The 25471-nt window shown below is 46.2% G+C and carries 22 protein-coding genes and 6 pseudogenes; 10 read left to right on the top strand and 18 right to left on the bottom strand.

Annotation, left to right across the window (positions count from 1 at the left end; all coding sequences use genetic code 11):
• Positions 1–152: 152 nt before the first annotated feature.
• Positions 153–686, bottom strand: coding sequence for a TPR domain-containing protein (locus UA76_RS11340; protein WP_047046126.1), 534 nt, complete (start codon positions 684–686; stop codon positions 153–155).
• 189 nt (positions 687–875) lie between these two features.
• On the opposite strand from UA76_RS11340, the gene UA76_RS11335 reads away from it, so the two are divergent.
• Together UA76_RS11335 and UA76_RS11330 are read left to right on the top strand one after the other, a co-directional pair.
• Positions 876–1226 carry a DUF2956 domain-containing protein gene (locus UA76_RS11335; RefSeq protein ID WP_047046123.1) on the top strand — a complete coding sequence of 117 codons (351 nt, stop codon included), beginning with the start codon at positions 876–878 and terminating at the stop codon, positions 1224–1226.
• Between the two features lie 79 nt (positions 1227–1305).
• A complete protein-coding gene (locus UA76_RS11330) occupies positions 1306–1641 on the top strand; it encodes a DUF4156 domain-containing protein (RefSeq protein WP_047046109.1) in 336 nt (111 codons plus the stop codon).
• A 61-nt stretch (positions 1642–1702) separates the two neighbouring features.
• On the opposite strand, the pseudogene UA76_RS11325 reads toward UA76_RS11330, so the two are convergent.
• Positions 1703–1989: pseudogene (locus UA76_RS11325) on the bottom strand (winged helix-turn-helix domain-containing protein).
• 195 nt (positions 1990–2184) lie between these two features.
• On the opposite strand from UA76_RS11325, the gene UA76_RS11320 reads away from it, so the two are divergent.
• Genes UA76_RS11320 through UA76_RS11305 form a run of 4 tightly spaced genes read left to right on the top strand, consistent with a single transcriptional unit; the run spans position 2185 to position 4635 of the window.
• Positions 2185–2532 carry an ArsC family reductase gene (locus UA76_RS11320; protein WP_047046107.1) on the top strand — a complete coding sequence of 116 codons (348 nt, stop codon included), beginning with the start codon at positions 2185–2187 and terminating at the stop codon, positions 2530–2532.
• A 14-nt stretch (positions 2533–2546) separates the two neighbouring features.
• Complete coding sequence (dapE, locus tag UA76_RS11315; RefSeq protein ID WP_047046103.1) at positions 2547–3689, top strand: succinyl-diaminopimelate desuccinylase; 1143 nt, start codon at positions 2547–2549, stop codon at positions 3687–3689.
• A 23-nt stretch (positions 3690–3712) separates the two neighbouring features.
• On the top strand, positions 3713–4387 hold the full coding sequence (locus tag UA76_RS11310; RefSeq protein WP_047046100.1) for a M15 family metallopeptidase: 675 nt from the start codon (positions 3713–3715) through the stop codon (positions 4385–4387).
• Between the two features lie 8 nt (positions 4388–4395).
• Positions 4396–4635, top strand: a complete 240-nt coding sequence (locus UA76_RS11305; RefSeq protein WP_047046097.1) for a DUF2897 family protein — start codon at positions 4396–4398, stop codon at positions 4633–4635.
• Between the two features lie 12 nt (positions 4636–4647).
• Here UA76_RS11305 and UA76_RS11300 read toward each other — a convergent pair whose 3' ends face one another.
• The 3 genes and pseudogenes from UA76_RS11300 to dapA form a co-directional block, all read right to left on the bottom strand.
• A complete protein-coding gene (locus UA76_RS11300) occupies positions 4648–5175 on the bottom strand; it encodes a glutathione peroxidase (protein WP_238322273.1) in 528 nt (175 codons plus the stop codon).
• Positions 5176–5362: 187 nt separating this feature from the next.
• Positions 5363–6384: pseudogene (bamC, locus tag UA76_RS11295) on the bottom strand (outer membrane protein assembly factor BamC).
• A gap of 60 nt (positions 6385–6444) precedes the next feature.
• The gene (dapA, locus tag UA76_RS11290; RefSeq protein ID WP_047046095.1) at positions 6445–7323 is read right to left on the bottom strand and encodes a 4-hydroxy-tetrahydrodipicolinate synthase; all 879 of its coding nucleotides are present in this window, start codon (positions 7321–7323) and stop codon (positions 6445–6447) included.
• Positions 7324–7614: 291 nt separating this feature from the next.
• Here dapA and UA76_RS11285 point away from each other — a divergent pair, with 291 nt between their 5' ends.
• On the top strand, positions 7615–8157 hold the full coding sequence (locus UA76_RS11285) for a glycine cleavage system transcriptional repressor (RefSeq protein ID WP_047046092.1): 543 nt from the start codon (positions 7615–7617) through the stop codon (positions 8155–8157).
• Between the two features lie 13 nt (positions 8158–8170).
• Positions 8171–8637 (top strand): annotated as a pseudogene (gene bcp / locus UA76_RS11280) (thioredoxin-dependent thiol peroxidase).
• Between the two features lie 49 nt (positions 8638–8686).
• Here the strand turns inward: bcp and UA76_RS11275 are convergent.
• From UA76_RS11275 to UA76_RS25215, 10 genes and pseudogenes are all read right to left on the bottom strand, one after another.
• Positions 8687–10209 (bottom strand): annotated as a pseudogene (locus tag UA76_RS11275) (carboxylesterase/lipase family protein).
• A gap of 162 nt (positions 10210–10371) precedes the next feature.
• Positions 10372–11799, bottom strand: a complete 1428-nt coding sequence (locus UA76_RS11270) for a TonB-dependent receptor (protein ID WP_238322271.1) — start codon at positions 11797–11799, stop codon at positions 10372–10374.
• A gap of 29 nt (positions 11800–11828) precedes the next feature.
• Positions 11829–11966, bottom strand: coding sequence for a hypothetical protein (locus UA76_RS24700; RefSeq protein WP_238322270.1), 138 nt, complete (start codon positions 11964–11966; stop codon positions 11829–11831).
• A gap of 59 nt (positions 11967–12025) precedes the next feature.
• Positions 12026–12418 carry a TonB-dependent receptor plug domain-containing protein gene (locus tag UA76_RS24695; protein WP_238322269.1) on the bottom strand — a complete coding sequence of 131 codons (393 nt, stop codon included), beginning with the start codon at positions 12416–12418 and terminating at the stop codon, positions 12026–12028.
• A 509-nt stretch (positions 12419–12927) separates the two neighbouring features.
• On the bottom strand, positions 12928–13734 hold the full coding sequence (locus UA76_RS11265) for an ABC transporter ATP-binding protein (RefSeq protein WP_047046089.1): 807 nt from the start codon (positions 13732–13734) through the stop codon (positions 12928–12930).
• Between the two features lie 35 nt (positions 13735–13769).
• Positions 13770–14828: a FecCD family ABC transporter permease gene (locus UA76_RS11260; RefSeq protein WP_052772029.1), complete on the bottom strand. Its 1059-nt coding sequence runs from the start codon at positions 14826–14828 to the stop codon at positions 13770–13772.
• A 1-nt stretch (position 14829) separates the two neighbouring features.
• Positions 14830–15783 carry a FecCD family ABC transporter permease gene (locus UA76_RS11255; RefSeq protein ID WP_238322272.1) on the bottom strand — a complete coding sequence of 318 codons (954 nt, stop codon included), beginning with the start codon at positions 15781–15783 and terminating at the stop codon, positions 14830–14832.
• An 87-nt stretch (positions 15784–15870) separates the two neighbouring features.
• On the bottom strand, positions 15871–16791 hold the full coding sequence (gene fepB / locus UA76_RS11250; RefSeq protein ID WP_047046115.1) for a Fe2+-enterobactin ABC transporter substrate-binding protein: 921 nt from the start codon (positions 16789–16791) through the stop codon (positions 15871–15873).
• 259 nt (positions 16792–17050) lie between these two features.
• Positions 17051–18043: a penicillin acylase family protein gene (locus tag UA76_RS25220; RefSeq protein ID WP_202906932.1), complete on the bottom strand. Its 993-nt coding sequence runs from the start codon at positions 18041–18043 to the stop codon at positions 17051–17053.
• Complete coding sequence (locus UA76_RS25215; RefSeq protein WP_075202570.1) at positions 17983–19158, bottom strand: penicillin acylase family protein; 1176 nt, start codon at positions 19156–19158, stop codon at positions 17983–17985. Before UA76_RS25215 ends, UA76_RS25220 begins: the two co-directional genes overlap by 61 nt.
• A 284-nt stretch (positions 19159–19442) precedes the next feature.
• Here UA76_RS25215 and UA76_RS11240 point away from each other — a divergent pair, with 284 nt between their 5' ends.
• Positions 19443–20297, top strand: a complete 855-nt coding sequence (locus UA76_RS11240; RefSeq protein ID WP_047046084.1) for an AraC family transcriptional regulator — start codon at positions 19443–19445, stop codon at positions 20295–20297.
• A gap of 42 nt (positions 20298–20339) precedes the next feature.
• Here the strand turns inward: UA76_RS11240 and UA76_RS11235 are convergent, their stop codons facing one another.
• From UA76_RS11235 to UA76_RS11225, 3 genes and pseudogenes are all read right to left on the bottom strand, one after another.
• Positions 20340–22211: a methyl-accepting chemotaxis protein gene (locus UA76_RS11235; RefSeq protein WP_047046081.1), complete on the bottom strand. Its 1872-nt coding sequence runs from the start codon at positions 22209–22211 to the stop codon at positions 20340–20342.
• Positions 22212–22407: 196 nt separating this feature from the next.
• Positions 22408–23482 (bottom strand): annotated as a pseudogene (locus tag UA76_RS11230) (AI-2E family transporter).
• A gap of 27 nt (positions 23483–23509) precedes the next feature.
• Positions 23510–23743 carry a sulfurtransferase TusA family protein gene (locus tag UA76_RS11225; RefSeq protein ID WP_047046077.1) on the bottom strand — a complete coding sequence of 78 codons (234 nt, stop codon included), beginning with the start codon at positions 23741–23743 and terminating at the stop codon, positions 23510–23512.
• 265 nt (positions 23744–24008) lie between these two features.
• On the opposite strand from UA76_RS11225, the pseudogene bepA reads away from it, so the two are divergent.
• Positions 24009–25465: pseudogene (bepA, locus tag UA76_RS11220) on the top strand (beta-barrel assembly-enhancing protease).
• Positions 25466–25471: the final 6 nt, after the last annotated feature.

Raw genomic sequence — 25471 nt, 5'->3', positions numbered from 1 at the left:
GCCGATAACGCAGTAGAAATGAACCACAAAGGCTGCCCGAAGGGTTCGGCTAAAATCGTTTTATGCTTTGTTAAGAAGTATTTGCTTAGAATGCTAGGCTACACACTCCTTGCCGCGCCTAAAACGATTTTATCTCGAACAAAATTTAACCACTAAAGGTCAACAGACCCTAGCGCTTTAGCTCGGTTGATAGACTCAACAATCGACACACGGTCGATATCTCGCTGACCGCTGTCTAATATTTGCACCCAGGTGTCGATGGCGTCTTGATAGCGAAAACTGTAGAAGTGGTCATTGGCAATCAATGTCAGAGCAGGAAGGTTGTTTGTCTCAAGCTCCAATGCTTTGGTGAGCAGTAAGTCGACTTGAGGAGTGATGCGTTGTGATGAGAGGTAATACAAAGAGGTCGCTTTAGCCGCAAACTGGCTGGCTGTTGGTGATGGCGACAGGCGAATCGCATAGTCAAAGCAGGTCAGTGCAGAATCAAACTCATTTTTGAGCAAGTATGCATGGCCAAGCTGAAACCACAGTTCAGCGTTATTTTTGTCTTGCTTGATATCTGATTGCAGCTCTGCCAGATACTCATTGGCAGACGCAGGTTTCGCCAGTGGTTTTAGTAGCTTAGGAGTTTCACCTCGAATTGGAATAAACGTCAGCCAAGCGCACACGATGATCACACAAGACATGCCAAGAGCTTTTAAACGCCACTGCTTAGGCACTCGAATACAAACCAAAAGAAGCAATAGAACACTGGCACCACCTAGCGCCATCATTACACTTTGTTCCATATCAACTCCCGCGTAATCTCATCATGCGAAATATCAGTATATCGTGATAATCTATTGATAACTTTGATCACTGCAGAAATTACTCTAATGAAAAAGAAAGTGGTTCCTTCCGAACAAACACAACAAGAGGCAATGAAAATTGCCAAAGCAACCCAAAAGCCTGGCCAAACCAAAGAGCAAACTAAGCTCATTGCGCAAGGGATTGAAAAGGGTATCGCGCTGTATAAAAAACAGCAAAAAGAACGCAACCGCCAAGCCGATAAAGCGAAAAAGAAAGTACAAAAAGCCAAACAAGCGATTGCTGAAGAGAGCAAAGTAGAAGCTGCGACCATTGCAGAACCACAATCAACGAACTCAGAAAAGCCATCTATACTCCCTTGGATGCTACTCATCGTAAGTTGGGTCGGCTTTATTACTTATGTCATGCAGCAGGGTTAACCTACTGTTCCAATTGTTTGATATTTAGTGCTATATGTAGACAAAAGAGCAGCAACTCAAATTACTGTCGAGAATAACAATGATAAAAAAATTACTAATATCTGGATTGGCGGCATTCACCCTAGCAGGATGCTCAGCCCCTTCGAATATGCCAGTGGTAGGCTCCGAAGAGATACATATTCGACTCGATAAAACGTTTAGCGTTACAGAATGCGAATGGCTAGGAGACATAACGGGCAGCGAAGGACACTGGTACAGCTATTTGTTCTATACCAATGACGTCATGATTCAGGGGGCGGTTAACCAACTAAAAAATAAAGCTCACGATTTAGGTGCAGATACCATTGTGATGATTCACCCGCAGGACTTTGTCACTTCATTTACCGTGTTTGGTAATGCGTATCGATGTGAATAGTATGTAAACGACGCGATACGCAAAACCAGGCTAGATATGAAAAAGCCAGCGAACGCTGGCTTTATGCATGAAACCCGAGAACTTCCGCGATGTCGGTTTCTCTTGCCAACACCCACTGGCTATCAAACGGTCCCCAGTCTGACAACTGGTAGTAACCGTCATTGTGTCGACGTCCATCTTGAACAAACATCAACTCAATACCAATCCCAGGCAACGCCTTGAGTACATCTTGAATAGTACGACGAGGCCAGCCCGTTCTCTCGATAAGTTTTGGTACATTTGGCCTATCAAGCTCTCAACTAGCAAAGCTAAATATAGGCGCCTTGCAAAAACAGGACTCAACTCCATTGATACCTCCTTTCCTGTGATAACTCATTATTTCTTATTTGAAATGAAACCTTTTGCGCTTGATCAATACTTTTTCAATCGTAATGTTTTGAAACGTAATTTTTTTAACCAGTAAAATAATTACCCGTACATTTTGTGTCTGGGATCTCATCTGATAGGATTCATGAACTTAAGAAAGATAATGAAGGGAAGACGATGACAATCACCATGTACGGTATTCCAAACTGCGATACCATCAAAAAAGCAAAGAAGTGGCTTGAAGCAGAAGGAAAAGAGTACGCATTCCACGACTACCGTAAACAAGGCGTTGATAAAGAGATGGTTTCAGCTTTCTGCGAGAAGCTTGGCTGGGAAAACGTCGTCAATAAACGCGGTACCACTTACCGTCAACTTACCCAAGAACAGAAAGATTCATTAACACTGGAAACAGCGATTGAGCTGTTGGTCGAGCAACCGGCAATGATTAAACGCCCAATCCTTGTCGCTGGTAATGACTTCCACCTTGGCTTTAAAGCAGATCAATACGCAGCAATTTTTTCATAATAAGGATATTTTGAATGACCGATACACCAACTTTGGCGCTAGCAAAAGACTTAATTAGCCGCCAATCGGTAACGCCTGAGGACGCAGGCTGCCAAGAAGTCATGATTAACCGATTAAAAGCTCTTGGCTTTGAAATTGAAGTTATGGTGTTCGAAGACACCACGAACTTCTGGGCTCGCCGCGGCACTGAGACCCCTTTATTTACGTTTGCAGGTCACACTGATGTCGTCCCTGCGGGCCCACTTGAGCAATGGCACACGCCTCCTTTTGAACCAACGGTTATTGATGGTCATTTGCACGGTCGTGGCGCTGCGGACATGAAAGGCTCTCTAGCTTGTATGATCGTGGCTGTGGAACAGTTCATTGCGAAAAACCCAGACCATAAAGGCTCTATTTCATTCCTAATCACCTCAGACGAAGAGGGTCCATTCATCAACGGTACGACTCGCGTGGTTGACACCTTGATGGAACGCAATGAGATCATCGATATGTGTATTGTCGGTGAACCTTCAAGTACGCATGCCGTGGGTGATGTGATTAAAAATGGACGTCGCGGTTCGATCACGGGTGACCTTCGTGTGAAAGGGATTCAAGGTCACGTGGCCTACCCTCACCTTGCGAACAATCCAGTCCATCAAGCTTTGCCAGCTCTGGCAGAACTAGCAGCAACAAAGTGGGACGATGGTAATGAGTTCTTCCCACCGACAAGCTTCCAAATTCCAAATCTTCAATCAGGTACTGGCGCGTCAAACGTCATCCCTGGTGAGTTTGATGTGCAGTTTAACTTCCGTTTTAGTACTGAACTTACCGATGAAGAGATCAAACGCCGTGTTCACTCAACACTAGATTCACACGGTTTGGACTACGATTTGAAGTGGACGCTAAGTGGTCACCCGTTCTTAACGGATAAAGGCAATCTTCTGGATGCGGTTGTAAAGGCGGTCTCGGATGTGAACCACAAAACACCAGAACTGCTGACAACTGGCGGAACTTCTGACGGTCGTTTCATCGCGCGCATGGGCTCACAGGTTGTAGAGCTTGGTCCTGTGAACGCCACCATTCACAAAGTGAACGAGTGCGTTAACGTCGCGGATCTTGAAAAGCTGACAGATATGTTTGAGAAAACCCTTGAGAATCTATTGGCGTCTGCTGACTAAGAAAGTAATCAATAAAGGAAAGCATGAATGTAGAGCAGCTAACGGGTCAGTCCGAAACCCATCTAGTCAGCACCAAAGTGGGTCAGAAGGCATTTCTTGTCCACCGAGATGTTGCCGAAGATCTTCTTCGTCTGGCTAATGCTGCTCAACAGGCAGGTTTTAACTTCCATATCGCGAGTGGCTTTCGTAGCTTCGAACGCCAAGCCGCGATATGGAATAATAAGATGCTTGGCCATCGGCCGATACTCGACAGCAACAGCCAACCTCTAGATGCCACTCGGCTCACCGACCGAGAAAAAATCTACGCCATTTTGCGTTGGTCTGCCCTACCGGGAGCAAGTCGCCATCACTGGGGTAGTGACTTTGATGTGTTTGATAAAGATGCTTTGCCAGAGAACACTAGTCTCGCACTTGAGCCATGGGAGTATCTCACCGGTCACCAATCGAAATTTTATCATTGGCTTGTAACGCATGCCGAACAATTTGGCTTCTACTTCCCTTATCGCGAAGATAAAGGCGGAGTGGCGGCAGAACCTTGGCACATCAGTCACCGCCACGTTGCTCATGACTGCCTCAAGCAACTCACACCAGCTATGTTAATCGCTCAGCTCTCCGCAGAATCGATAGAAGGGGCAGCAACCCTAAATCAAGAAATAGTGAGCATCTACACTCAGTTTGTCTCCAATATTAGCCTATAGAGGACGTTATGGAGTTCATTACCAACCCTTGGGTCATTTCGTTTATCGCTATGGCGATTATCATCGGTAATTTGCTCGCGATGAAGTACGTAGGACGAGTGACCAGCAAAAAAATGCCCAAGATGACTCGAAAAGAGGAGTTGGACAAGCTGATCGCGCTAGATAAAAAACTGTCCGATCACGCTAAAGCCGTCGAAGCGAAAAAGAAAGCGGCCTCTAACGACGCCGATTCAACTCAATCAAAGTAGTTCTAACAAACCTTATAGCTGAGCTTCTATCGCCTTTTTCAACGCACTGCTACTCGGTGACGTAGAGCTAGGAAAAGCGGCCACCACTTCCCCTTCTTTACTGATTAGAAACTTGTAAAAGTTCCACCTTGGATTCATTCCCGAACTCTCTCGAATATATTGAAAGACGGGATTGGCTTCTTCACCAAAAAGAGAGCTTCTTGCCATCATTGGAAACGTCACGCCATAGTCCAAATAGCAGACATTCGCCGTGGTTTGTTCACTGCCTCTATCTTGGTTGAAATCATTACTTGGGAAACCTATTACGGTTAGGCCTTGGTCTTTATACTCTTGATGCAAAGCCTCTAACTGTTCAAACTGAGAGGTGAATCCACACTGACTTGCAGTATTAACCACCAGCAAGGTTTGTCCTTGGTATTGCTCACACAGATTCACTTTGTCCATCGAGTTCAGCAATCGTTGAGTAGAATCCAATACCTCGGGACAACTGTGTGTTTCCGCATGTACGAGCGAAGTAGGAATGAGGTAAACACTCAACATCACAATAGCTAAACGTATCATCGCTCTCATAAACAAATCCTTTTCACGGTCAATTAATCGCCATATTTAATTACGTCAATTGACGTCTCTTCGATCATCTCAAGCGGCAGAAGGTAAGCAAACGCATAAACCATAGACGCAAAAAAGGGGCTCAAGGCCCCTTTCCATCTTATTCACTAAATATGTATTACTGCAGCTTATCTACAACAGAAGACAGCACTGGTACCATTGATTCCAGAAGCTCTTCTTCCACTGGTTTTCCGCTAGAATTCGTCACGTTAATAGACGTTCGGTTACCTAGATCACCAAATAGGAAGGTGTATGTACCACCATTTAGATCAATTGGCTTCAAGCCGACTTCTTCCCAGAACTCATCATCTGGAGATGCGTATTTTGCAACGACGGTACCTTGAGACTGGTTGCGCTCTTCGATAGTGAAGCCCATTGCAGGAAGTAAATCCGGTAGCGCTGCCAGAATACATCGTAAGAGGTACGCGCGATGATTACCGGTAGGCCACTTCTGTCTGCTCCCATAGTAATTGGGATCGACTTAATCAACTCTTGTGCTTTGCGTTGAGCTTCTTCACGAAGATCTAAGTCATAACGCGCTGTCACTAAGTTGGTCATCAGAACGTTGTAACGCTCTTTATTGGTCAATGACACTGGTACCACATCGCCGTTTTCACGCCAATCGATCAATGAAATCTTGAAACCATGTCGGTTATTCGCAAACAGTTTTTCTATTTGGTAACGAGAACCTAGCGGCACACTTTCATCTTCTGATTGCCATGTCACCCAATCTGTCTCAATACGCTTATCTGATTGCTCTCGAATCGGGATTTGGCGTTCTTCCATCATGGTGATCGCTGTCTGCCATACCTTGTCCGCTTCGTCTTCGCGAAGCAGCCAAAGCGTCACTTCACCGTTTTGACGCTCAGTACGAGCACCTGGGATCAACTCTAGGACTTGCTGTGGCGGACGGATATCTACCTCACGGCCAATCCCACCTGGGTAGTTACCCTCTGGAATGTTGTAATTCGGGTAGAACTCTGGCACTGCACCTTCTGGAAGCGTCCATTCAGTGAGTGCTGGGGTATCTAGATACTCAAAATCGTCTTTCGCCTGACGGCGACTAGACGGATCACTTGAACAAGCACTTAGAACAAGTACAGCTAGTGAACTGATAACTAGCTGATGGGAAAATTTCATTGAAACTCCTAAAAGAGCCGAAGCACATTACGCGATGTAGGCTTCGGCTATCTATTCAAATTATGAGATACGAGACTCGGCCATTGCTTGGGCAACGATAGGGCGAGCTTGTTCTGATAATTCTGTTAGAGGTAGACGTAGATCACCATTTGCGATCAAACCTAGCTGATGTGCCGCCCATTTTACTGGGATTGGGCTCGATTCTACAAACAAGTTTTTGTGAAGAGGCATTAACTGGTTATTGATCGCTTCCGCTTCTGCGTAGCGGCCTTCTTTAGCAAGACGGAACATTGTCGCCATCTCTTTAGCCGCAATATTGTTGGTCACAGAAATCACGCCTTGGCCGCCTAAACGAACAAAATCAAGGCCAGTGCTATCATCGCCACTCAATAGAATGAAGTCGTCACCGCAAAGCTCGCGGTGAATTTTAACGCGGTCTAGATCACCTGTTGCATCTTTAAGGGCAACGATGTTTTCGATCTCTGCAAGACGCGCCACGGTTTCTGGGTGCATGTCTACCGCAGTACGGCCTGGTACGTTGTACAGAATTTGTGGAACGTCACTTACCTCAGCAATCGCTTTGTAGTGCTGGTACAAACCTTCTTGCGTTGGCTTGTTGTAGTAAGGCGTTACACTCAAACAGCCAGCAATACCAGAATCGTTAAGCAAACGGCTGAACGTCACTGACTCATGCGTTGCATTAGCGCCAGTACCCGCGATTACAGGGATGCGGCCTTCAGCAAATTCAACTGTCTTACTAACTACCTTGACATGCTCTTCTACCGTAAGAGTTGCGGACTCGCCCGTAGTGCCAACAGCAACAATGCCATCAGACCCAGCTGCAACATGATAATCCACCAGTTTTTTCAAGCTGACGAAATCGACTTCACCATCCTGAGTAAACGGTGTAATTAATGCCACGATACTTCCTGAAAACATGTCTTTCTCCCTAATTTGATACTTTCTGCATGGTACTGTATGGCGATTGATAAACACAAGAGGATTAACACGCTTAAATCGCCAGATTGGGTGAATATTTACGAGATGTTAGAGATCTAACCGCTCACTCGATGAATTTAGCCGTTATACCCTACTTACCCATTACATTGTCAGCCTAAAGTAAGCCCGTCACATTGAGCTCATAAAAACACGCCGTGACACATTTTTCTATTATTCAACTATGCTAAGCTAGTCCATAATTATCCATTTAATAAAGAACGAAGTGATAATATGACTCAACATCTGGTCATTACTGCCGTCGGCGCGGACCGCCCTGGCGTCTGCAACCAAGTTGTACACCTAGTCACTCAATCAGGCTGCAACATTGTTGATAGCCGCATTGCTATTTTTGGCAGCGAATTTACGCTGCTCATGCTGCTTTCTGGTAATGCCAACAGCATTACTCGCGTAGAAACTACCTTGCCACTATTAGGGCAAGAGCATGATCTCATCACCATGATGAAACGTACTTCAACCAGTGAGATTCAAGAACACGCCTACACAGTAGAAGTGTTTATCGAGTCTGATGATCGAGTCGGTTTGACTGAGCAGTTCACCCAGTTTTTTGCCGATCGCAACATCGGCCTCTCTTCTCTGAGTGCGCAGACAATCAATAAAGCAAAAATTCAGTCCGATAACGATCAATTCCATATTGCGATCAGCGCACTTGTCGAATCCGACTGTAACCTAATGCAACTCCAAGAAGAGTTTAATACTCTCTGCCAAGAGCTGAATGTTCGCGGCACGCTCAACTTTCTACAAAACAGTCTTTAATAAGGAAAATTACATGAATACTTTGACTGCTGGTGATGCAGCACCTGCATTCTCTTTGCTCGACCAAGATGGCAATACCGTTTCTCTAGGCGACTTTAAAGGCAAAAAGGTCCTGTTCTACTTCTACCCTAAAGCGATGACGCCAGGCTGTACGGTTCAAGCGCAAGGTCTTCGTGACACTAAAGCTGAACTGGATGCTCACAACGTAGTGGTATTAGGCGTCAGCATCGACCCAGTAAAACGCTTGGGCAAGTTCATTGAACGTGACAACCTGAACTTCACACTCTTGTCAGACGAAGACCACGCGGTAGCCGATCAGTTCGGCGTTTGGGGGAGAAGAAATTTATGGGTAAAGTCTACGATGGTCTGCACCGCATCAGCTTCCTAATTAATGAAGAAGGTGTGATTGAACATGTATTCAACAAGTTCAAAACCAAAACTCACCATGAAGTGGTTCTAGACTACCTAAACGGCAAATAACCGCTCAATACAAAGTAAAGACAACCAACGCAGGTACGGCGAATAAAGGTTAAAGCTTCAAATAGCCTTTATTGAGCTCAAACTCTTTGTCGAATAACCGGTGCAAAGCCGTATTTCGCTCATCCACCTTTGCTTGGATTATTGCGTCAAATACCATAATGACATCGTCTTTACTTGAATACGCTGGCCATAAAGGCAATCCATCACCATTCGGATTGCCTTTTTTAGCAAAGTTGACCCAAGCACTCGACATCAAGTCCGCTAGCCCCCTATCCTCCTCCTTCCAAGGCCTGTCGACCTTATCGAGATTATTAAACGCATAGACCAAATCTCCCATGTGATACGCTCCGTGCTGTGCGCTGAACTCTCCGGGTGGGGCTTTGCTAAACGAATAAAGATAGATGGGTTGAGTACCCGAACTGTTTTGCTGATGGGCCCACTTTCGGGTCGCCCAGTGGATTGACTCGTTTTTTACCGCAACAAAGTTGTTCCAAGCCTCCGCATCTGTTTTGGCGGGATAAAGCTTTAGATACTCTTGTGCATAGACGCCAAATACGCTTTTTACCCAAAACTCAAGTGAGTCAAGTTTGACTACATCATAGGGTATTGTCGCCGCTTCATCTAACGTACCGCCTATCAACATAGGCACATCAATTTGTCGGCCTTGCTCATAGGTGCTAGCGACACTGTCTGGCAGCAACCAACCATCCACAACTGGCCAAGCTTTATAAGGTTTTACCATCAACTTTTCAGGTGAGAGTTTTCTCAGTTGGTCAATAGTAGTGGCGCCTAAACTGTTCGTGTATCGAATGCCTGCGGCTTCACTATTTTCGAGTGATGCGTGCCCTTTCATCGCAAACACAGAACCACTTTGTGCAATGATCTTGTGAAACAACCCCTTTGCCTTCGGTGATGCGGACAAAAGGTGCGTACTGATTGCACCCGCTGACAGTCCAGAAATGGTGACGTTTGTTTTGTCTCCTCCAAATTGGCCAATATTACGCTGTACCCATTTTAACGCGGCAATCTGATCAAGTAGGCCATAGTTTCCCGATGTGTGATTTGGCGATTCTTGTGTGAGCTCCGGATGTGCCATAAACCCCAGAACGCCAACTCGATAATTAATGGTGATCACTACAATGCCCTTTTGGGCAAGTGCGGTTCCATCAATAGCGTCATCACTGCCCGACCCCAAACAAAACCACCAGGATAGAACCACACTAAGACGGGCAGGCGTTCATTCGTTGCAGCCTCCGGTGTCCATACGTTGAGATATAAACAATCCTCGTCATAGACATGCGGTTGTGGCAAAAACTCTGTTTGATAGAGAGACCCTTTTTCCGGCAGAGTTTGGATACTTGATGCTCCGTACTCTTTGGCACTGCGTACCCCTTGCCACTTTTCAACGGGTTGAGGGGCAGCCCACCGCAGTTGACCAACTGGTGGCGCCGCAAAAGGGATACCCTTGAATACTGAAATATTGGTGTTGCGATCGACGCTTCCCAAAATCAGGCCGCTGTCTATCTCAAGTTCTTGGTCATGTAGGTCTGCGAGAAGGGAATTTTGAAACATAAAAGAACACTCAAAACGGCGTAAGAAGTGATTTCAACAGCATTAAATGAAAGAACACCCTCACCTACTCGCAAACGACTCGTTCATAACGACAATGTCGACCGGTTAGAAGTGGGGACGTACAAAAAGGCCAGCATTCGAAATGCTGGCCTGCAGTTAGGTTTAGAAGTCTAGCTGTACCAATACACCCACTGTGCGCGCTTTTTGTAGAAGCGGTGATTCTGTGTATACCTCTCCTCGAGCTTCATAGAGGATGACATCATTCGAGTCGAACAGGTTGTTGGCAAATAGCTTGGCATGGCCATAATCGAATATATAGGCAATCGAAGCATTTGCAGTCGTATAACCAGAGATCTTGCCGACTTCGTTATTGTCTGTCGTTGAGTAGTAATCACCCACATACTGAACATTACCATTAAGCTCAAAGTCACCAATCCAATAGTTCAGCCCCGCAACCCCTGTAAACCCGGGCGCACGAGAAAACTCTTTGCCCTCATAGATGGTTTGAGTGCTGTCGCTAATTTTGGTTTTTAGCAGACCCACATTGGCAAATACGCTCAAGTCTTGTGTTGCATACCAATCCATTGTGGCTTCAGCACCATACGATTTTGCATCATCCAAGTTTGAGATCTCTGCACCCGTTAGCTGCTGCAGATTGTCGTAGTCGTTATAGAACACATTGGTTGTCAGCTGAAGGCTTTGATCCATCAAACGATGACGCGTGAAGAACTCATAGTTCCAAACCGATTCTTGATCAAACATGTAGGTTGAACGCGCGATGAAGTCCACCCCTGCACCACCTGAACCAAACCCTTTTGCAGCACTCACACCAAAGGTATTGTTCTTGCCTGAGTTCCACGCTAAGGCTAGCTTAGGTAAGAAGTCGTTATAGGTTTCATCTAGCTCCAAAGCAAATGGGCCCTGACCACCCTTCCTGTAGCGTTTCTCACTCTCATAGCGGCCGACCGCTGTTAATACCAAACTTGAGGTTAGGTTATAAATCGCTTGTAGGTAAGCAGACTGGGTCTTAGTTTCATCCTCGTAAGAGCCCATGCCATCAATGAAGTCATCTTGACTGTTGCTGAAATATCTAGCCCCAACTAAAAGATCAAGTTGCTCTGAGTCAGAGATGTATCTCAGCGTTGGCTCGATATGATATTCCTTACCTTGAATATTGGCAGTGAATCGATCACCTGTCGGCACAATACGTTTGATTTCAAAATCGCTGTAGTTAGTGTTAAATGCCAACTCAACGTTAGGTGTCACCCCATAAGTTAAGTCCCAAACATAGCTATTCGTATCACCTTCAGATACCGGACGCTTCGACGGGAAAGGAGCGAACGGTGAGTCATCAGGCTCATATTCCCCTTGCGGAGCTCGGTGGTCATTATGTGAAATGCTGAGCGTTGAAGACAGTTCAGGGATTTTACTTGGCTCGACCAGTAACTTAGCGCGAATGACATTTGACTCTATCTCTTTAGAGTTCCCTGCAGGCTCATAGGTCACCAGAGCGACCGCACTTTCCTGATACTGCCTGTCCGCACTAATACGAAATGCGACCTGATCATCCACAAGAACATCGTTATACATGATGGCCGTCTGTTGAAGGCTATTGTTTCCTACCCCCCTTTGATTGAAAACTGACGCTCAAAAATAGGCGCGTTGGACTTCAATACCACTGTTCCGGCAATCGAGTTTCGCCCTTGAATGTAACTTTGTGGGCCAAGATAGACCTCTGCTTGCTGCATATCCCACATAGAATTTTGCCCATAAGCGAGCTCATTGTAAGTCAGTGACCGTCCATCTAAAGAAACATTCAGTCGTGGTTTAGCACCTGAAATGAAGCTGCAGCGCCCACACCAGGGCCCGAGCCATCAATGCCTCGTACTGTCGCAACCTGGTTTCCATAGCCAGTATCGACAATGTTCGGGCTCATTCTCAGCAAGTCCTGACTGGTGTTAATACCCTTTTGCTGCATTGAATCTTGATCATAAACGACAACACTTGCGCTGGTTTCTTGGAGTGAGCGTTCAGATTTATCACCGTAAACCACCATAGTTGGTACTGCACCGTCTTTGGCCTCGCTTGCGGCTACAGCAAGCCCTGCTTGCATGCCAAAACACGCAACAGCAATCGACGCTGCAAGAGTACTGAGTGAGTGTCTGTTTGGTTGGCTTTTCGCTAAGCGCTCCTTGCGCAATAATTCCATTTGGTCATTCTCCTAGAGTTTGCCGGTCGCCGTATGACAAGCACGGATGGCTTGCTGACCTCGATGTTAAGTTCGTAGGGGATACGGCTTCGCACTGCTTTGTTAATTTTCCGACACGTAAACCACGTGACAATAGTAATTAGGGTCATGTTGTAAATAAGTGGTTAGCCCAGATACTGGCTTGCTTTTAGCAGCCCATGCCCTTGATTTTTATGGTCAAGTCATCGACCTATATAATTTATGATTTTGATAACCATTCTCATTGACAAGTCGTATATTACTAAGGCTTGTAAACACATACTTCTGAATTTGTGCTTTTCGAACAGGCAAAAAATGAAGATAGGTGGGCACAGTCATGACAGCGAATGTCGCCAGATAAGCAGAGGATTAAGCGCAGGAAAAACCGGAGGATTCATTGAAGAATCATCCGGTTAACTAAGGTTTCTATAAGTTCAGGAGGTTTAATAACTACTATAAAGCCAAAGGGCTTAAGAGAAACTTAACTAAGCTCAGACAACATCAGGGATCAGGGGGGCTTTGGGCACAATCATTGGTGAACCTGTCACTGGGTCTGGGACAATGACACTATCCAAGCCGAATACTTGGTTAACCAAAGATTCAGTCATTAACTCTTCCGGTGAGCCTTGAGCAACAATTTTTCCACCACTTAACACAATCAGGTTATCAGCGTAACGGCAAGCTTGGTTCAAATCATGCAACACAGCAACAACGGTGTTACCTAATTGCTGTTTAAGCTTCTTAAACAACTCAAGCAACTCAAGTTGGTGGGAAATATCTAAGTAGGTCGTGGGTTCATCTAACATCAGGATTGGCGTTTGCTGAGCTAGCAACATCGCAATCCAGACACGCTGTCTCTGCCCGCCAGACAAAGCATCAACCGTATTCTCGGAAAGCTCTTCAACACGAGTCACTTGCATCGCCTGTTTTACCGCTTGTTCGTCTTCAATGCTCCACTGGCTAAACAGCCCTTGATGTGCATGACGACCTCGTGACACCAATTCTTCAACCGTCACTCGTTCCGGAGTCGGCGAGCTTTGAGGTAAGAAACCAAGCAGTTTTGCCACCTCTTTGCTTGGCATGCTCAGGATCGGTTTGCCGTTGAGAACAACATTCCCCTGCTTGGGCTTAAGCAAGCGGCATAGACTCTTTAGCAGCGTCGACTTTCCGCACCCATTCGGCCCAACGATAACCGTTAATTGCCCTGTTGGTATTGTCACATCGAGCGATTCACATATGATTTTTGAGCCATATCCTAGCGTGAGGTTTTCAGCGCTCAGCGTTGGGTGTCCATCCATTACAGCATCCAAAGTAGTCGTAAAAAGTTACTGAGTTATCGGCTTCGGGTGATAAGCCAAAGTAAGTAAAACCCGCCGATGATTCCGCACACTCTTCCTATCGGTAAGTTCACATCTATTGGTATCAGTTGAGTCGTAAGGTCAGCGATAAGCAGTATCAGCGCGCCCATCAAAGCTGAAGATACAATCGGTAAGTTTGCGGTGTTTCTTAATCGAACCATCAGTTGCGGGGCCGCTAGAGCGATAAACGCGATGGGCCCAGTTGCGGCCGTCGCTAACGCAGCAAGTGCAACACCAATCAACGTCATCATCAGGCGCAATTTTAATACCCGAATGCCTACCGACTGAGCCCGCAACTCCCCAAGCTCTAATCCGGCCATTGCCGCTGTAAATAGCTTAGCGAGCGGCAACAGCAGAGCTACGCCAGCGAACACGGCAAGTGCGTGATCCCACGTTCTGGCATGCAGTGAACCCGCAAGCCATAAGTTGCCTGTAATCGCGCTATCTATCTCTCCTTTCACCAGCAACAAGCCATTAAATGCACTGAGTATCGCACCGACACCGATACCGGTTAACACCAGGTTTTGCCGCTTAATCGTGCCGCCTTGATAGGACAGAACCAACACAACGGCAGCGGTTGCTAGCCCGCCGACTATTGCTCCCATCGCAATTTGAAGAGAACCACCAGCAAAATAGATGATTTGGATGAGTGCGCCAGCTGCGGCTCCTGAGGTAAAGCCAATAATGTCGGGAGATCCTAATGGATTGCGAGAAATCGATTGGAAAATCGCGCCAGAAACTCCGAGTGCAGCGCCTGCAAACACCGCAGTAATCACTCTCGGCAAACGGATATCCCACAATATCTTGGCGTGAAAGCCTGCCTCAGCTCGCTCTGAAGACAATAGAATCTCCAACACCTGATGAACGGTCATCGGTAGTTTCCCCACGCTAAGCGCAAACACAGTAAGCGCGCACAAACTCAAAGCCATGATCGCTGCAATCGATACATTTTTTACATTGACGACAACCGACGCTGATTTCCATCGCAAGGCGTACAAATGTCGAGAGGAAAGCACTTTAGTAACGGTAAACACACTAACGCCTAATTAAGTACAAAAAGAACGGGCCACCAATGAGTGCCACCATGATGCCAGCGCTTATCTCATCTGGATAACCGATGACACGGCCCAATATATCGGCGATAAGAAGCAATAAAGCTGAAATCAACATGCAGGCAGGTAGAAGTTTTTTATGGTCAGTGCCAACGATTAACTTGGTAATATGAGGCGCCGTCAGACCCAGAAAGCTAATAGGGCCCGCCGCCGCCGTAGCACTGCCCGCCAATATTGTCACAACAATGAATGACCCCGCCCAAACAAACGCAGGATTAACGCCCAGTGTTAGGCCTTTTTCAAAGCCTAATACAATCGAATCTAGCGGCTTAGCTAATGCTAATGACAGCAGCAGCCCTACCCCAATAAATAACGAAACGGGATCCAACACGTCATACCCCCGCCCTTGCAGTGACCCAACCGACCAATGGCGATATTGATGAAACACTTCTTGGTGACTATTGATGGTGATTAGGCTAGTGATCGCCAAAAGCATTATTGTTAATGCCGTACCGGATAGGACAACCCTAACCGCATCGACCTTTCGCCCTTTGCCGGCAATAAGGTAGACCATAAACCCAGTGATCGCTGCCCCTAACAATCCCAACCACACATAAGTGGCTAAGCTTGTCAGCCCGAATAGAGAAATGCCCAGTACGATAATGGTCATCGCTCCAGCATTCACACCGAGGATGCCGGGATCAGCTAATGGGTTTCGAGTGAGCGCTTGCATGATGATACCCGACACGCCAAGTGCTGCGCCCACAATCACTGCTAACAAGGTTCTTGGAATCCGCAAGTGGTGAACAATGAGATGCTGAGAGTTGGTTGCATCAAAGTGAGTCAGCGCTTCTAATGTTGTTGCCACTGCAATATCTCGCGAGCCAACGAATATGCTAATGAGCATTAACACTGGCAAACTGATCAAGGCAGCCATCAAAACAAGGTTTATTTGTCGCTTGTTTCTTCGAGTAACGGGATGAACTAGTTGAGTCATTTCAATCGCAATGCTACTTCTGACATCCTAACGACCAAATCGCGCAAGCATATTCTTGACGATCTCTCTGGAGCTATAAAGATCCACTCTGAAAGTGTTCTCACCTAGACCATACACTTGCTTGTTTTTCACTGAAGGTAAGTTTTTCAGTACAACATCAGACATCAAACTCTGCGCTCGTTCGTCTGACGCCTCAATCAGAAAGCTCGTTTCAGCGCTAAGCTCAGTCAGCTTTTCATAGTTAACCAGCACAAAGTCGCTATGAAAGATTGGACCGGTATGCCAACTATCATCCGATGATTCGATTTCAAAACCCAAATCAGAAAGTAACAGCGCATGAGCCCCTTCGGATTTTGCCACCGCATTGGTTACGCCCGGACCGTGGTAGCTAATAATGTTGACCCTACCGTCAGGCAAGTCTAATTGATCCTTAGCATCTGCCACTAACTGATCAAAATCAGCGACCGTCTTTTCAACATGCAGCTCATTGCCCAGAGCTTGTCCCAATTGCTTAGCAAGTTCCTGCCATGACTGAGTGCTGTAGTCGACGATAATGGTTGGAGCAATAGACTGAAATTCTTTAACCTGATTACGCGCAGAGTCGGCACCGGATTTTGATACAACAATCAGATCAGGCTGTTCAAGGTAAGCAGACTCAAGATTTACACTGCCTGCTGGCCATAGTTTCTTTACCGAGCGTTGATCCGCAACTGACTGCCATTGTCCAAAAAATCCTCCCGTCGTATCTGTCGCTGTTGCAATCAAAGGCGCATCAATAGCCAGCAAGGTCCCAGTCACCGTGACGGAGGTCGACAACACCCTTACTGGCTTGGCTGGGATCGTTGTCGTGCTGCCATCGGCATTAACAAAACTCTTGGGCCAAGCAAGTACGCTTGCTGAAGTAGCCGCAGTAAGCAAGGCGGCCAAAGTTAAGATTATCTTTTTCATCAATAATTTAAACTCATAAGTAAATACGTTAAACATAACGAGTGAGTTGGAATAGATTAGAGAACTAGCTCATTTGCCGTGATCGTAACTCTATTGGCAATACTGGCGCTCTCCCACTCCTGTGGCCTGTAAGGTATGGGGTAAAGCTCTTTATTGAGGAACATTTGTAACTGACATGTGCGTGCCTTGGAATCAATCCCATCGCGCTGACCATGCGCCAATAAGACCTGCGGGCAAACCTCTCCATCTTGCCACTGGGTTAACTGAAGGTAGCAGTGCCAAATAAGATGTAGGAAAAACCGTCGCGGGTTAACTCTGCGGGCATTTCTCCGTTGAGAATACCTTGCTCATAAGATCCGCCGTGCATGGCTATTCGATGATTATCTGCTGTCTGATAAAGGACGCTCCCCCATTCAGAATCAAGCGCAAAGCCCAGTTGTTCTAACTCTGTCACTGACTGTTCCAGTGCTGCCAATATCGCTTTCTGGCTTGAAGGTGTGAATGAAATTTGAGAGTCCACTTCCGGGTCACCAAACCCTGTCACCTTAACGAGCTTGGCCCGAACCAACTTACCCCATAACTGGTGAAACAATAGCGCTCCACGACTGTCTGAGTTGTTTCTGCGATCCCAGCTCGCCAACACTTGAAATGCCTGCTTGATAGAGGTTGTGCAATCAGTTGGCTCTAACGTCAAAATCCAATCAAGAAACGTTTCAGCCGCGTAGTTACGGTTATCAAAGACCACTTCGAGCGCCTGCTTTGCACTAATCTTGCCGTTCGAACTGATCTCCTGCATTCGCTTGTAGGACATTATCAAGCGAGGATCATAATCGAGCCGCGCAGCGGCCAATGTGCGCTGCTGTTTGTGCTGACCAAACACCGATGGATAGTCCGGCTGCTGATGACCAAACTCGCTGTATTTGTAGCTGTTGTTGGTATTGTGAATGATGCCGCGAGAGACAATGTTAGGATAGAAAGACTTGCCCGCTTGCAGTGGCCTCTGGTTTTGGTCACGGAACGAATTTCTTGTTTGACTGCCATCCAAGACGTTAAACGCAACCCCTTCTATACCGACATGAGCATTGGCCATGGCTTCATCGCTGATTGGTGGCACATTACCTGCTACCACATAGCCAACGTCACCCTGTTTGTCGGCAACAACAAGCTGACAAAGCACGCCACGGTGCTGTTCTATCTGCTCGATAAACTCTCGAGTCGAACGCGCCTTTGCCGCAGATAAAAACTGATCCAACCCTTTGGCATTCCTTTCACCCGGATTGGTGATGGCGTACCAGCTGCAGGCTTATTTGGTGACTGAGGCAGTTTGAAAAGTGTCCCTAAGTGAGATTGTGCAAATTGGAAAGACTTCGAGACAATTTCACCGGATTCTTGCAAGGTTTCAATCTCAATGGTGCGTTTGTTGGCAGATTTATAATCACCATCCACCAAGTACTTAATTGAGTCATGTTCTAACTTAACGTCCATCAATTGCAGGACGTAGGGCGTGACCGTGGCAGCATCCAAGATGCTCCAAGAGACATCAGCATTGTAGCCGGTCAATGGCAGCGGAAATCCTAAGAACGTGGAGCCTGCCACATCCAACTCACCCGGAATCGTCAACTGACACTGATGCATGTAAATACGTAATTGATGCGGATTTCTTTGCCAAGCTGAATGAGGGTTACCCACCAAGATAGCTCCTTCACCTTCAACCACATCGCCTCCGTAAGCCCAAGCATTGCTACCAAAGCCCCCTTCGACTTCAACTGGCGTATTATGAGGAGAAGTGCTGCCGCTTGAGGAGATGACATTAGTACAATTGGCTGAGTCCACTAGATGCGGCCCAATCTCAATCAACTCCTTCATGACCCCAAAGCGCATGGTGAAACGTACGACATCATCAGCCTCAAACCGAACCATTGGTTCTTGGCCGACGACTTGCTGGTATTGCGCTTCAGAAAGACAATCGACAAAATAATTTAAGCCATTTACATAGCCAGCAATGTAATCTTGGGTCTCAGGACTTAATCCTTCATACTCTTCTTTAACCCATTCATCGGGAACCCTAAGCTTGAACATTAAGTCAGAGTTAAGGTTAGTCGTTTTAAGAAAGCCTAGAGTTGAGAAGGCTTCTGATCCATAGTATTTCGATCGCTGACCACGCATTGCAATTGCCTGCCCAACGAGCTCAATCAACCTATCTCGAGCATGAGCATAGCCGTAACCAAACCCTAAACTTTCATAGTTATCAGCTTGAATACGAGGAACATCTTTGTCGCTCCAAACGATCTCTACTTGGTTAAATTTTCCCTGGCTTTCATAGGTTAGTGTTTTGCTCTCTGGAACAGATTGAGAAAACTGAGTCATGCTGCTTATTAGTCCTAGTATGGAAGATTCCCTGACACGCGACCGGCAGGCATTCTCAACAACAAACGAATCCATTTGATGATCGCAGCACTGGTGTCTCTGTGTCCTTTCTTTTTGATATGATAATCATTATCATTACCAAACTAACGATGATACGAAGTTTTATCTCTTCATACTTCTGAATTTGTGCTTTTTCCTGCCAAATTTTTAGCGGTAGTGAGAGTACTAGGTGGAAGTATCAAGTTCGCACAGAAACAAGTTATTGATATACGAACGATTTTTATATGGAAATAACAAACAAGACCATCAACAATGCCATTGAGTACATTTTCAACAATCTCACCAGTGAACTCGGGGTAGAAGAAGTTGCAAGTCATTGCAATTTATCAAAATTTCATTTCAGCCGATTATTTAAAAAGTCTACTGGCGAGAGTATTTACTCCTTAATCAAACGATTGAAAATGGAAGACAGTGCCATTGTGCTAGGAACGAATACCAACAACAGTATTACCAATATTGGTTTAGGTTATGGGTACAGCTCGTCCAACTACAGCTCAGCATTTACAAAGCATCACGGGATGTCTCCAGCCAAATTTAGAAAACTCAAAAAAGAGAAAAAGTTTGACTTGGTCAGCCATTTCGATGGGAGCAAAATCATATACCAAGAGTTTGAATACTATGATAAAGATGCTGTCATTCGAGACCTAGAAGACATTCGAGTGCTCTACCGACGTTTCATTGGAGACTATGATGATCTCATGCTTCACTGGCCTAAGTTTATCGACGAGCACAAGAGTCTTATCAAAGACGATTCGCAGTTAATCGATGTGTGTTACAGCGACCCAAATATCACTGACAAGAGTCGTTGTGTTTATGATATTTGTATCAAAATAGATAGCGAGACTGTTATACCGCCCCACATCACCACAGACACCCGCATTATCAAAGGTGGCAAGTTTGCCTCCTATACAGCGAAAGGTAATCCAAGTGACATTGCCCATGACTACAAAGGCGTTTTTAACGTCTGGCTGCCAAACAGCGGTTATAGCTTAGACAACAGAACTCGATTTGACTCGTATCGAGTGGTTAACCCCGATGAGCAATATTTCGAAGTCGATATCAACCTTCCAATTCAATAAAAAAACGCCAGCATTTGCTGGCGTTTTTCGTTCAAGTCCGACCTATACGATAAACTTATTGAGCAATTCATCTTGCTCTCTAACGTTCTCCGTTTGCACCTGCATAGCTATATTTGCCGCTTCTGCTGCATCCGAAACTTGAGTCGAAAGATCTTTTATTTTTACCGTATTATTATTAATTTCTTCTGCAACCAAACTTTGCTCTTCAGCCGCTGAAGCAATCTGTAGGTTCATGTCCGAAATCTGTTGAATCGAGCTGCGAATCCGTTCAAGAGCAATATTGGCTGCTTGCGCTTTATCAACCGCTTCAACCGCCGTGTTCTTACTCTCTGCCATTGCCGCAGATACTGAACTTGCGCCTGCTTGAAGTTGTTCGATCATGCTGCGGATTTCAGTCGTCGATTCTTGAGTTCGCTGTGCTAGCGTCCGAACTTCATCGGCAACCACCGCAAAACCGCGCCCTGATTCACCCGCACGTGCCGCTTCTATCGCTGCGTTAAGTGCAAGTAGATTAGTTTGGTCGGCAATGTCATTGATTACCTTCAAGATGGTTTCGATATTGGCCGTCGCCGATTCTAAACCGTGCACTTCCTCAACCGCTTGGTCGATGCGAGCCGATAAGTTGTCGATAGATACGGTGGTATCCTCTACAACAGTCGACCCTTCTTGCGTCGCTTGATCAGCATCGTTCGCAGCGCTTGCGGCCCCTTGAGCATTGTTAGCTACTTCCGTTGCTGTAACAGCCATTTCATGCATCGCTGTTGCCAATTGTTCAAGCTCATGTAACTGGCTTCTTACTGCCTCAGCTGACTCTTGTGCGCCAGATACCGTCATCTCCGTGCCGCGCATGATTTCAGCGCCAATCGCTTTTGATTGCTTAATTTGATTCTGCAGCGTTTCGGTAAAGGTATTGAATCCTGTCGCTAGCTCTGCAAACTCAGCATCGGTGTTCGTATCGAGGCGCTTAGTCAGATCCCCTTGCCCAGATGCCACGTCTTTGATTGCTTCGTTCAGGGCACGCAGTGGAGCCAAAAGCACTTTAATCAGGAAGGTTAAGCCAATTACACTCAGTATTACGCCAACCAAAGTGTAGATAATCGAGCTGGTGCGTAGCGAATCTATCGCACTGAAGGCTATTGATTTATCGATCACAGCACCCACATACCAGTTCTCAGAAGGCACTTTACGTAGCTCTACAATTGAGTCGATGCCATCAATCTCTACATGCTGAGTACCCTCGCTTATTGACACACCCGGCATGTAGCTGCCGAGTGATTCGCCATTCTTCTTCACATCTGGGTGTGCGATGGTCATGCCATCTTGGGTCACAATGAACAGAAAGCCTGCATCAAATAGGTCAATACTGTTTACCAAATCAGCTAAACCGGATAATGCTACGTCGTAAAACATACTACCAATGAAGCGGCCATTCTCACGAACGGGTGTACCGATAGAGATAATCACATTCCCCGTTGATGCATCGGCATAAGGCTTAGTCACGACCACTGAACCTTGTGCTTTGGCGTCTTTATACCAAGGGCGAGCACGAGGGTCGTAACTGTCATCCGCATCCCATGCATCATCATTCTCGATAAATTGACCATCAGCGTCATAACCCAGACCTGCGGCAATAAAGCTGCCTTTCAATGTCGGTGTTTCAAGCACTCGCTTCACATAGTCTTGGTCACTCGGTGCCAACTCAATCACATCCGTAATGGACTCAGCGAACGCCCGATTACTTTCCATTTCAGAAGAAACGGTACTTTCTACCCCAATAACCAGCTCTTCCAGACTGCTGTCGACAAGGAGTTCGACTTCTTTTTTAACGGTGCTGAGTTGCTGGAAAGAGAGTAAAGACACTGTGACAAGCAGCAATGCAGATGAAGCAGCCACAATCTTTTGGCTAAATTTCATAATTTTCCTCGGTGAGAACTGTTGGTATTATTGACCTTATGACTGACTTAGCGACACAACTCACTAAATCTTTAACAATAATTTATACTTTTAATACTAGTACTATCATTTCTACTTATCAGCATAGACGACCAGATAAAAAAGAGCGCTACTGATAAAGTAGCGCTCTTCTCAAACTTATGGTGCAACAATAGTGCTAAGCTGCTCTATTTATGGGGTCATCATCATCGTGACTCGGCAGAGCATTGATAACCGCTTTAACTAGAGTCGCCAGTGGAATCGCAAAGAACACACCCCAGAAGCCCCACAACCCACCAAATACTAAGACTGAAACGATAATCGCTACAGGGTGCAAGTTTACAGCTTCAGAAAACAAGATAGGACGAGCACGTTGCCATCAAGCGCCTGAATAATGCCGTAGGCTAGGAGTAACCAATAGAATTGTGGCGAGAGCCCCATTGGAACAAGCCAACAATCGCAACAGGAACTGTAACCGCCGCGGCACCAATGTAAGGAATCAATACCGAGAAACCCACCGCTACCGCAAGTAGCACCGCATAGCGCAAGTCTAAAATCGCAAAGGTGATGTAACTGACGCCCCCGACGATAAGGATCTCCAGCACTTTACCGCGAATGTAATTAGAGATCTGTTCATTCATCTCTACCCATACTTTGTCAGCAAGCTTTCGGTTGCGCGGCAAGAAAACGCTGGTCATGCTCATCATCTCTTGCTTGTCTTTGAGCAAGAAGAACACTAATAACGGCACCAAAATCAGATAAACTGCCAAGGTAGCTAAGCTAACAAGCGATGCAACGGAACCCTTCAGCACATTTTCACCGAGCACGAGTGCTTGGTTTTTGGCATTAGTGACGATGGATTCGACAATCTGCAAGTTTGCCAGCTCCGGATAGCGCTCAGGAATCGTCGCGATAAAGCTCTCTAGTCCCGCATACATGTTAGGAATGTCGTTGATCAGGTTGCCAACCTGCTGCCAAATGGTCGGTACTAAGCCAAATACCGCTAATATCATCACGCTAGTAAACGAAAGGATAACGAGTACAACGGCCAACGTTCGAGGCATCTTCCACTTCACTAATTGAGCAACAGGCCACTCAAGTAGGTAGGCAAGCACAATCGCCACCAGCAATGGCGCGATCAGATGCCCAAAGAAGTAGATGGTGATAAAGCCAAATAGCAAAATCGCCACTAAGCTCACCGCGTGTGGATCGGAAAAACGTCGATAATACCAACGACGAACCATTTCTAACATGTACGAGAAACCTTTTTAAAACTTAGCTTAAGACACGATCTCGCCTGCGACGCAGCGCAGCAAGAAGAAGTCATCACTCGCAATCTGTTCTACAGAGTAATGATGACAAGTTAGATACTTTTCTATATCCCGTTTGGAACTAGGATCTGCGATATAGATATCACACACCTCACCAGGTGCTAAACGCTTTGTGTGACGTTTCGCAAGTAATAACGCCATCGGGCAACGCTCTTTACGCAAATCAAGAATATTCGGTTCCATTCTCTAGCTCGATGCTTATTATAGAGTCGTCATTGTATCTCGTTTTAGGCAATGCGCTAGGGCTTGTTTACCTTTAGAGACGATTTTAACACCATTTTTTGTCTGGGCATTACCATCTTGCACCCTCTGGCTAGTTTTTCACAACTGGCAAATATGCTAGCGTGGTCACTATGGAACTGACCGCATGATACAGTGTCAATATAACAATGAGAGTTGTCGTTATTCGACACTCAAACAATAAGAACACGGAGCCTCTTCTTTCATTATGTTTAAGCGTTCAAGATCTTTGATCTGCCTTTGCGTTGCAGCGGCCTTGGCTACTCCTTCCGTTTCCACGGCAAACAGTCTCGACCTTCCTGATATTGGTACTGCTGCTGGGGCGACTCTTACCATAGATCAAGAACTGATTTACGGCGACGCATACATGCGTATGTTGCGTAACAATCTTCCGATCGTAAACGACCCCGTTTTAAATGAGTATGTTGACTCAATTGGCCATCGATTGGTTGCCAGCGCTAATGACGTAAAAACACCTTTCACCTTCTTCATGATCCGCGACCGTAATATTAACGCGTTCGCATTTTTTGGTGGCTATGTCGCTTTGCACTCTGGTCTGTTTTTGCATGCACACAGTGAGAGTGAACTCGCCTCCGTACTTGCTCACGAAATTGCCCACGTAACACAGCGCCACCTCGCGAGAAGTATGGAAGAACAAGCCAGACGTTCACCTGCAACGCTAGCCGCACTGGTTGGTTCTATGCTGCTTGCTATTGCTGCGCCAGAAGCGGGGATTGCCGCCGTTACGGCTGCAACCGCGGGTAACATGCAAGCACAAATCAACTACACCCGTAGTAACGAGCGAGAAGCGGACCGATTTGGTATCGCGACATTGGCTAAAGCGGGCTTTGATGTTCAAGCTATGCCACGATTTTTTGGCCGTTTAGCGACGAGTACCGTTACGCCAGTACGCCACCGCCAATGCTACTGACTCACCCGCTACCGGAAGATCGTATTACCGACTCTCGCGAACGGGCGCAAAACTATCCGCCGGTCCGTCTGCAACCTTCGATTGATTACCATCTTTCGCGAGCTCGTATCGTCGCACGGTATGCCGGAATAGAGAAAAAAGCGGCACTGGATTGGTTTGATAGAACCGAGAAGAAACGATCCACACCAGAGATCGTCAAACCCTCTTTTCAATATGGACGCGCTCTGGTTTATCTCGATGAGAATAAGCCTCAAGAAGCAGAAGAAATTCTCGTAAAATTGAAAAAGCAGGATCCATATAACAACTTCTATTTGGATGCGCTTTCTGACGCTTACATTGCACTCAAACAACCAGAAAAAGCCCAAGCTTTGCTAGAACAGAGTTTAAGGCTAAAACCTAACAATGCCGTGCTAACCATCAACTTGGCGAACGTTCATATTCGCCAAGAGAAATACAACGAAGCACTGAAAATCCTTCAGCGTTATACCCACGAGCACCCTAACGATACCATTGGCTGGAACTTACTTTCAGAGGCTAATACCCATTTAGGTAACAGCGCTGAAGAACTTGCCGCCCGAGCAGAGATCCTCGCACTTAGAGCCAACTGGAATAAAGCCATTCAGTATTACACTCAAGCTAGCCAGCTCGCACCACTAGGCAGCTTGCAACAAGCTCGATTTGATGCTCGCATTGATCAACTTATGGTTCAACGCGAACGTTTTCTATCGCTCTAATCCAAC

Origin of the sequence: Vibrio mexicanus (genome assembly GCF_001012815.1) — a bacterium.
Lineage (GTDB): Bacteria > Pseudomonadota > Gammaproteobacteria > Enterobacterales > Vibrionaceae > Vibrio > Vibrio mexicanus.
The sequence above is the reverse complement of the archived record's forward strand: the minus strand, read 5'-3'. Positions and strand labels throughout refer to the sequence as shown.

What these genes read in the sequence shown, in the direction of transcription:
- UA76_RS11330 (WP_047046109.1), top strand. Translation starts at nt 1,306, where the DNA reads ATGATAAAAAAATTACTAATATCTGGATTGGCGGCATTCACCCTAGCA.
- UA76_RS11285 (WP_047046092.1), top strand. Translation starts at nt 7,615, where the DNA reads ATGACTCAACATCTGGTCATTACTGCCGTCGGCGCGGACCGCCCTGGC.
- UA76_RS11320 (WP_047046107.1), top strand. Translation starts at nt 2,185, where the DNA reads ATGACAATCACCATGTACGGTATTCCAAACTGCGATACCATCAAAAAA.
- UA76_RS11265 (WP_047046089.1), bottom strand. Translation starts at nt 13,734, where the DNA reads ATGGATGGACACCCAACGCTGAGCGCTGAAAACCTCACGCTAGGATAT.
- UA76_RS11305 (WP_047046097.1), top strand. Translation starts at nt 4,396, where the DNA reads ATGGAGTTCATTACCAACCCTTGGGTCATTTCGTTTATCGCTATGGCG.
- UA76_RS11255 (WP_238322272.1), bottom strand. Translation starts at nt 15,783, where the DNA reads ATGGCTGCCTTGATCAGTTTGCCAGTGTTAATGCTCATTAGCATATTC.
- UA76_RS11335 (WP_047046123.1), top strand. Translation starts at nt 876, where the DNA reads ATGAAAAAGAAAGTGGTTCCTTCCGAACAAACACAACAAGAGGCAATG.
- UA76_RS11240 (WP_047046084.1), top strand. Translation starts at nt 19,443, where the DNA reads ATGGAAATAACAAACAAGACCATCAACAATGCCATTGAGTACATTTTC.
- UA76_RS11235 (WP_047046081.1), bottom strand. Translation starts at nt 22,211, where the DNA reads ATGAAATTTAGCCAAAAGATTGTGGCTGCTTCATCTGCATTGCTGCTT.
- UA76_RS24695 (WP_238322269.1), bottom strand. Translation starts at nt 12,418, where the DNA reads ATGGAATTATTGCGCAAGGAGCGCTTAGCGAAAAGCCAACCAAACAGA.
- UA76_RS11340 (WP_047046126.1), bottom strand. Translation starts at nt 686, where the DNA reads ATGTCTTGTGTGATCATCGTGTGCGCTTGGCTGACGTTTATTCCAATT.
- fepB (WP_047046115.1), bottom strand. Translation starts at nt 16,791, where the DNA reads ATGAAAAAGATAATCTTAACTTTGGCCGCCTTGCTTACTGCGGCTACT.
- dapA (WP_047046095.1), bottom strand. Translation starts at nt 7,323, where the DNA reads ATGTTTTCAGGAAGTATCGTGGCATTAATTACACCGTTTACTCAGGAT.
- UA76_RS25215 (WP_075202570.1), bottom strand. Translation starts at nt 19,158, where the DNA reads ATGACTCAGTTTTCTCAATCTGTTCCAGAGAGCAAAACACTAACCTAT.
- UA76_RS11225 (WP_047046077.1), bottom strand. Translation starts at nt 23,743, where the DNA reads ATGGAACCGAATATTCTTGATTTGCGTAAAGAGCGTTGCCCGATGGCG.
- UA76_RS11300 (WP_238322273.1), bottom strand. Translation starts at nt 5,175, where the DNA reads ATGTTGAGTGTTTACCTCATTCCTACTTCGCTCGTACATGCGGAAACA.
- UA76_RS24700 (WP_238322270.1), bottom strand. Translation starts at nt 11,966, where the DNA reads ATGTGGGATATGCAGCAAGCAGAGGTCTATCTTGGCCCACAAAGTTAC.
- UA76_RS11310 (WP_047046100.1), top strand. Translation starts at nt 3,713, where the DNA reads ATGAATGTAGAGCAGCTAACGGGTCAGTCCGAAACCCATCTAGTCAGC.
- dapE (WP_047046103.1), top strand. Translation starts at nt 2,547, where the DNA reads ATGACCGATACACCAACTTTGGCGCTAGCAAAAGACTTAATTAGCCGC.
- UA76_RS11270 (WP_238322271.1), bottom strand. Translation starts at nt 11,799, where the DNA reads ATGTATAACGATGTTCTTGTGGATGATCAGGTCGCATTTCGTATTAGT.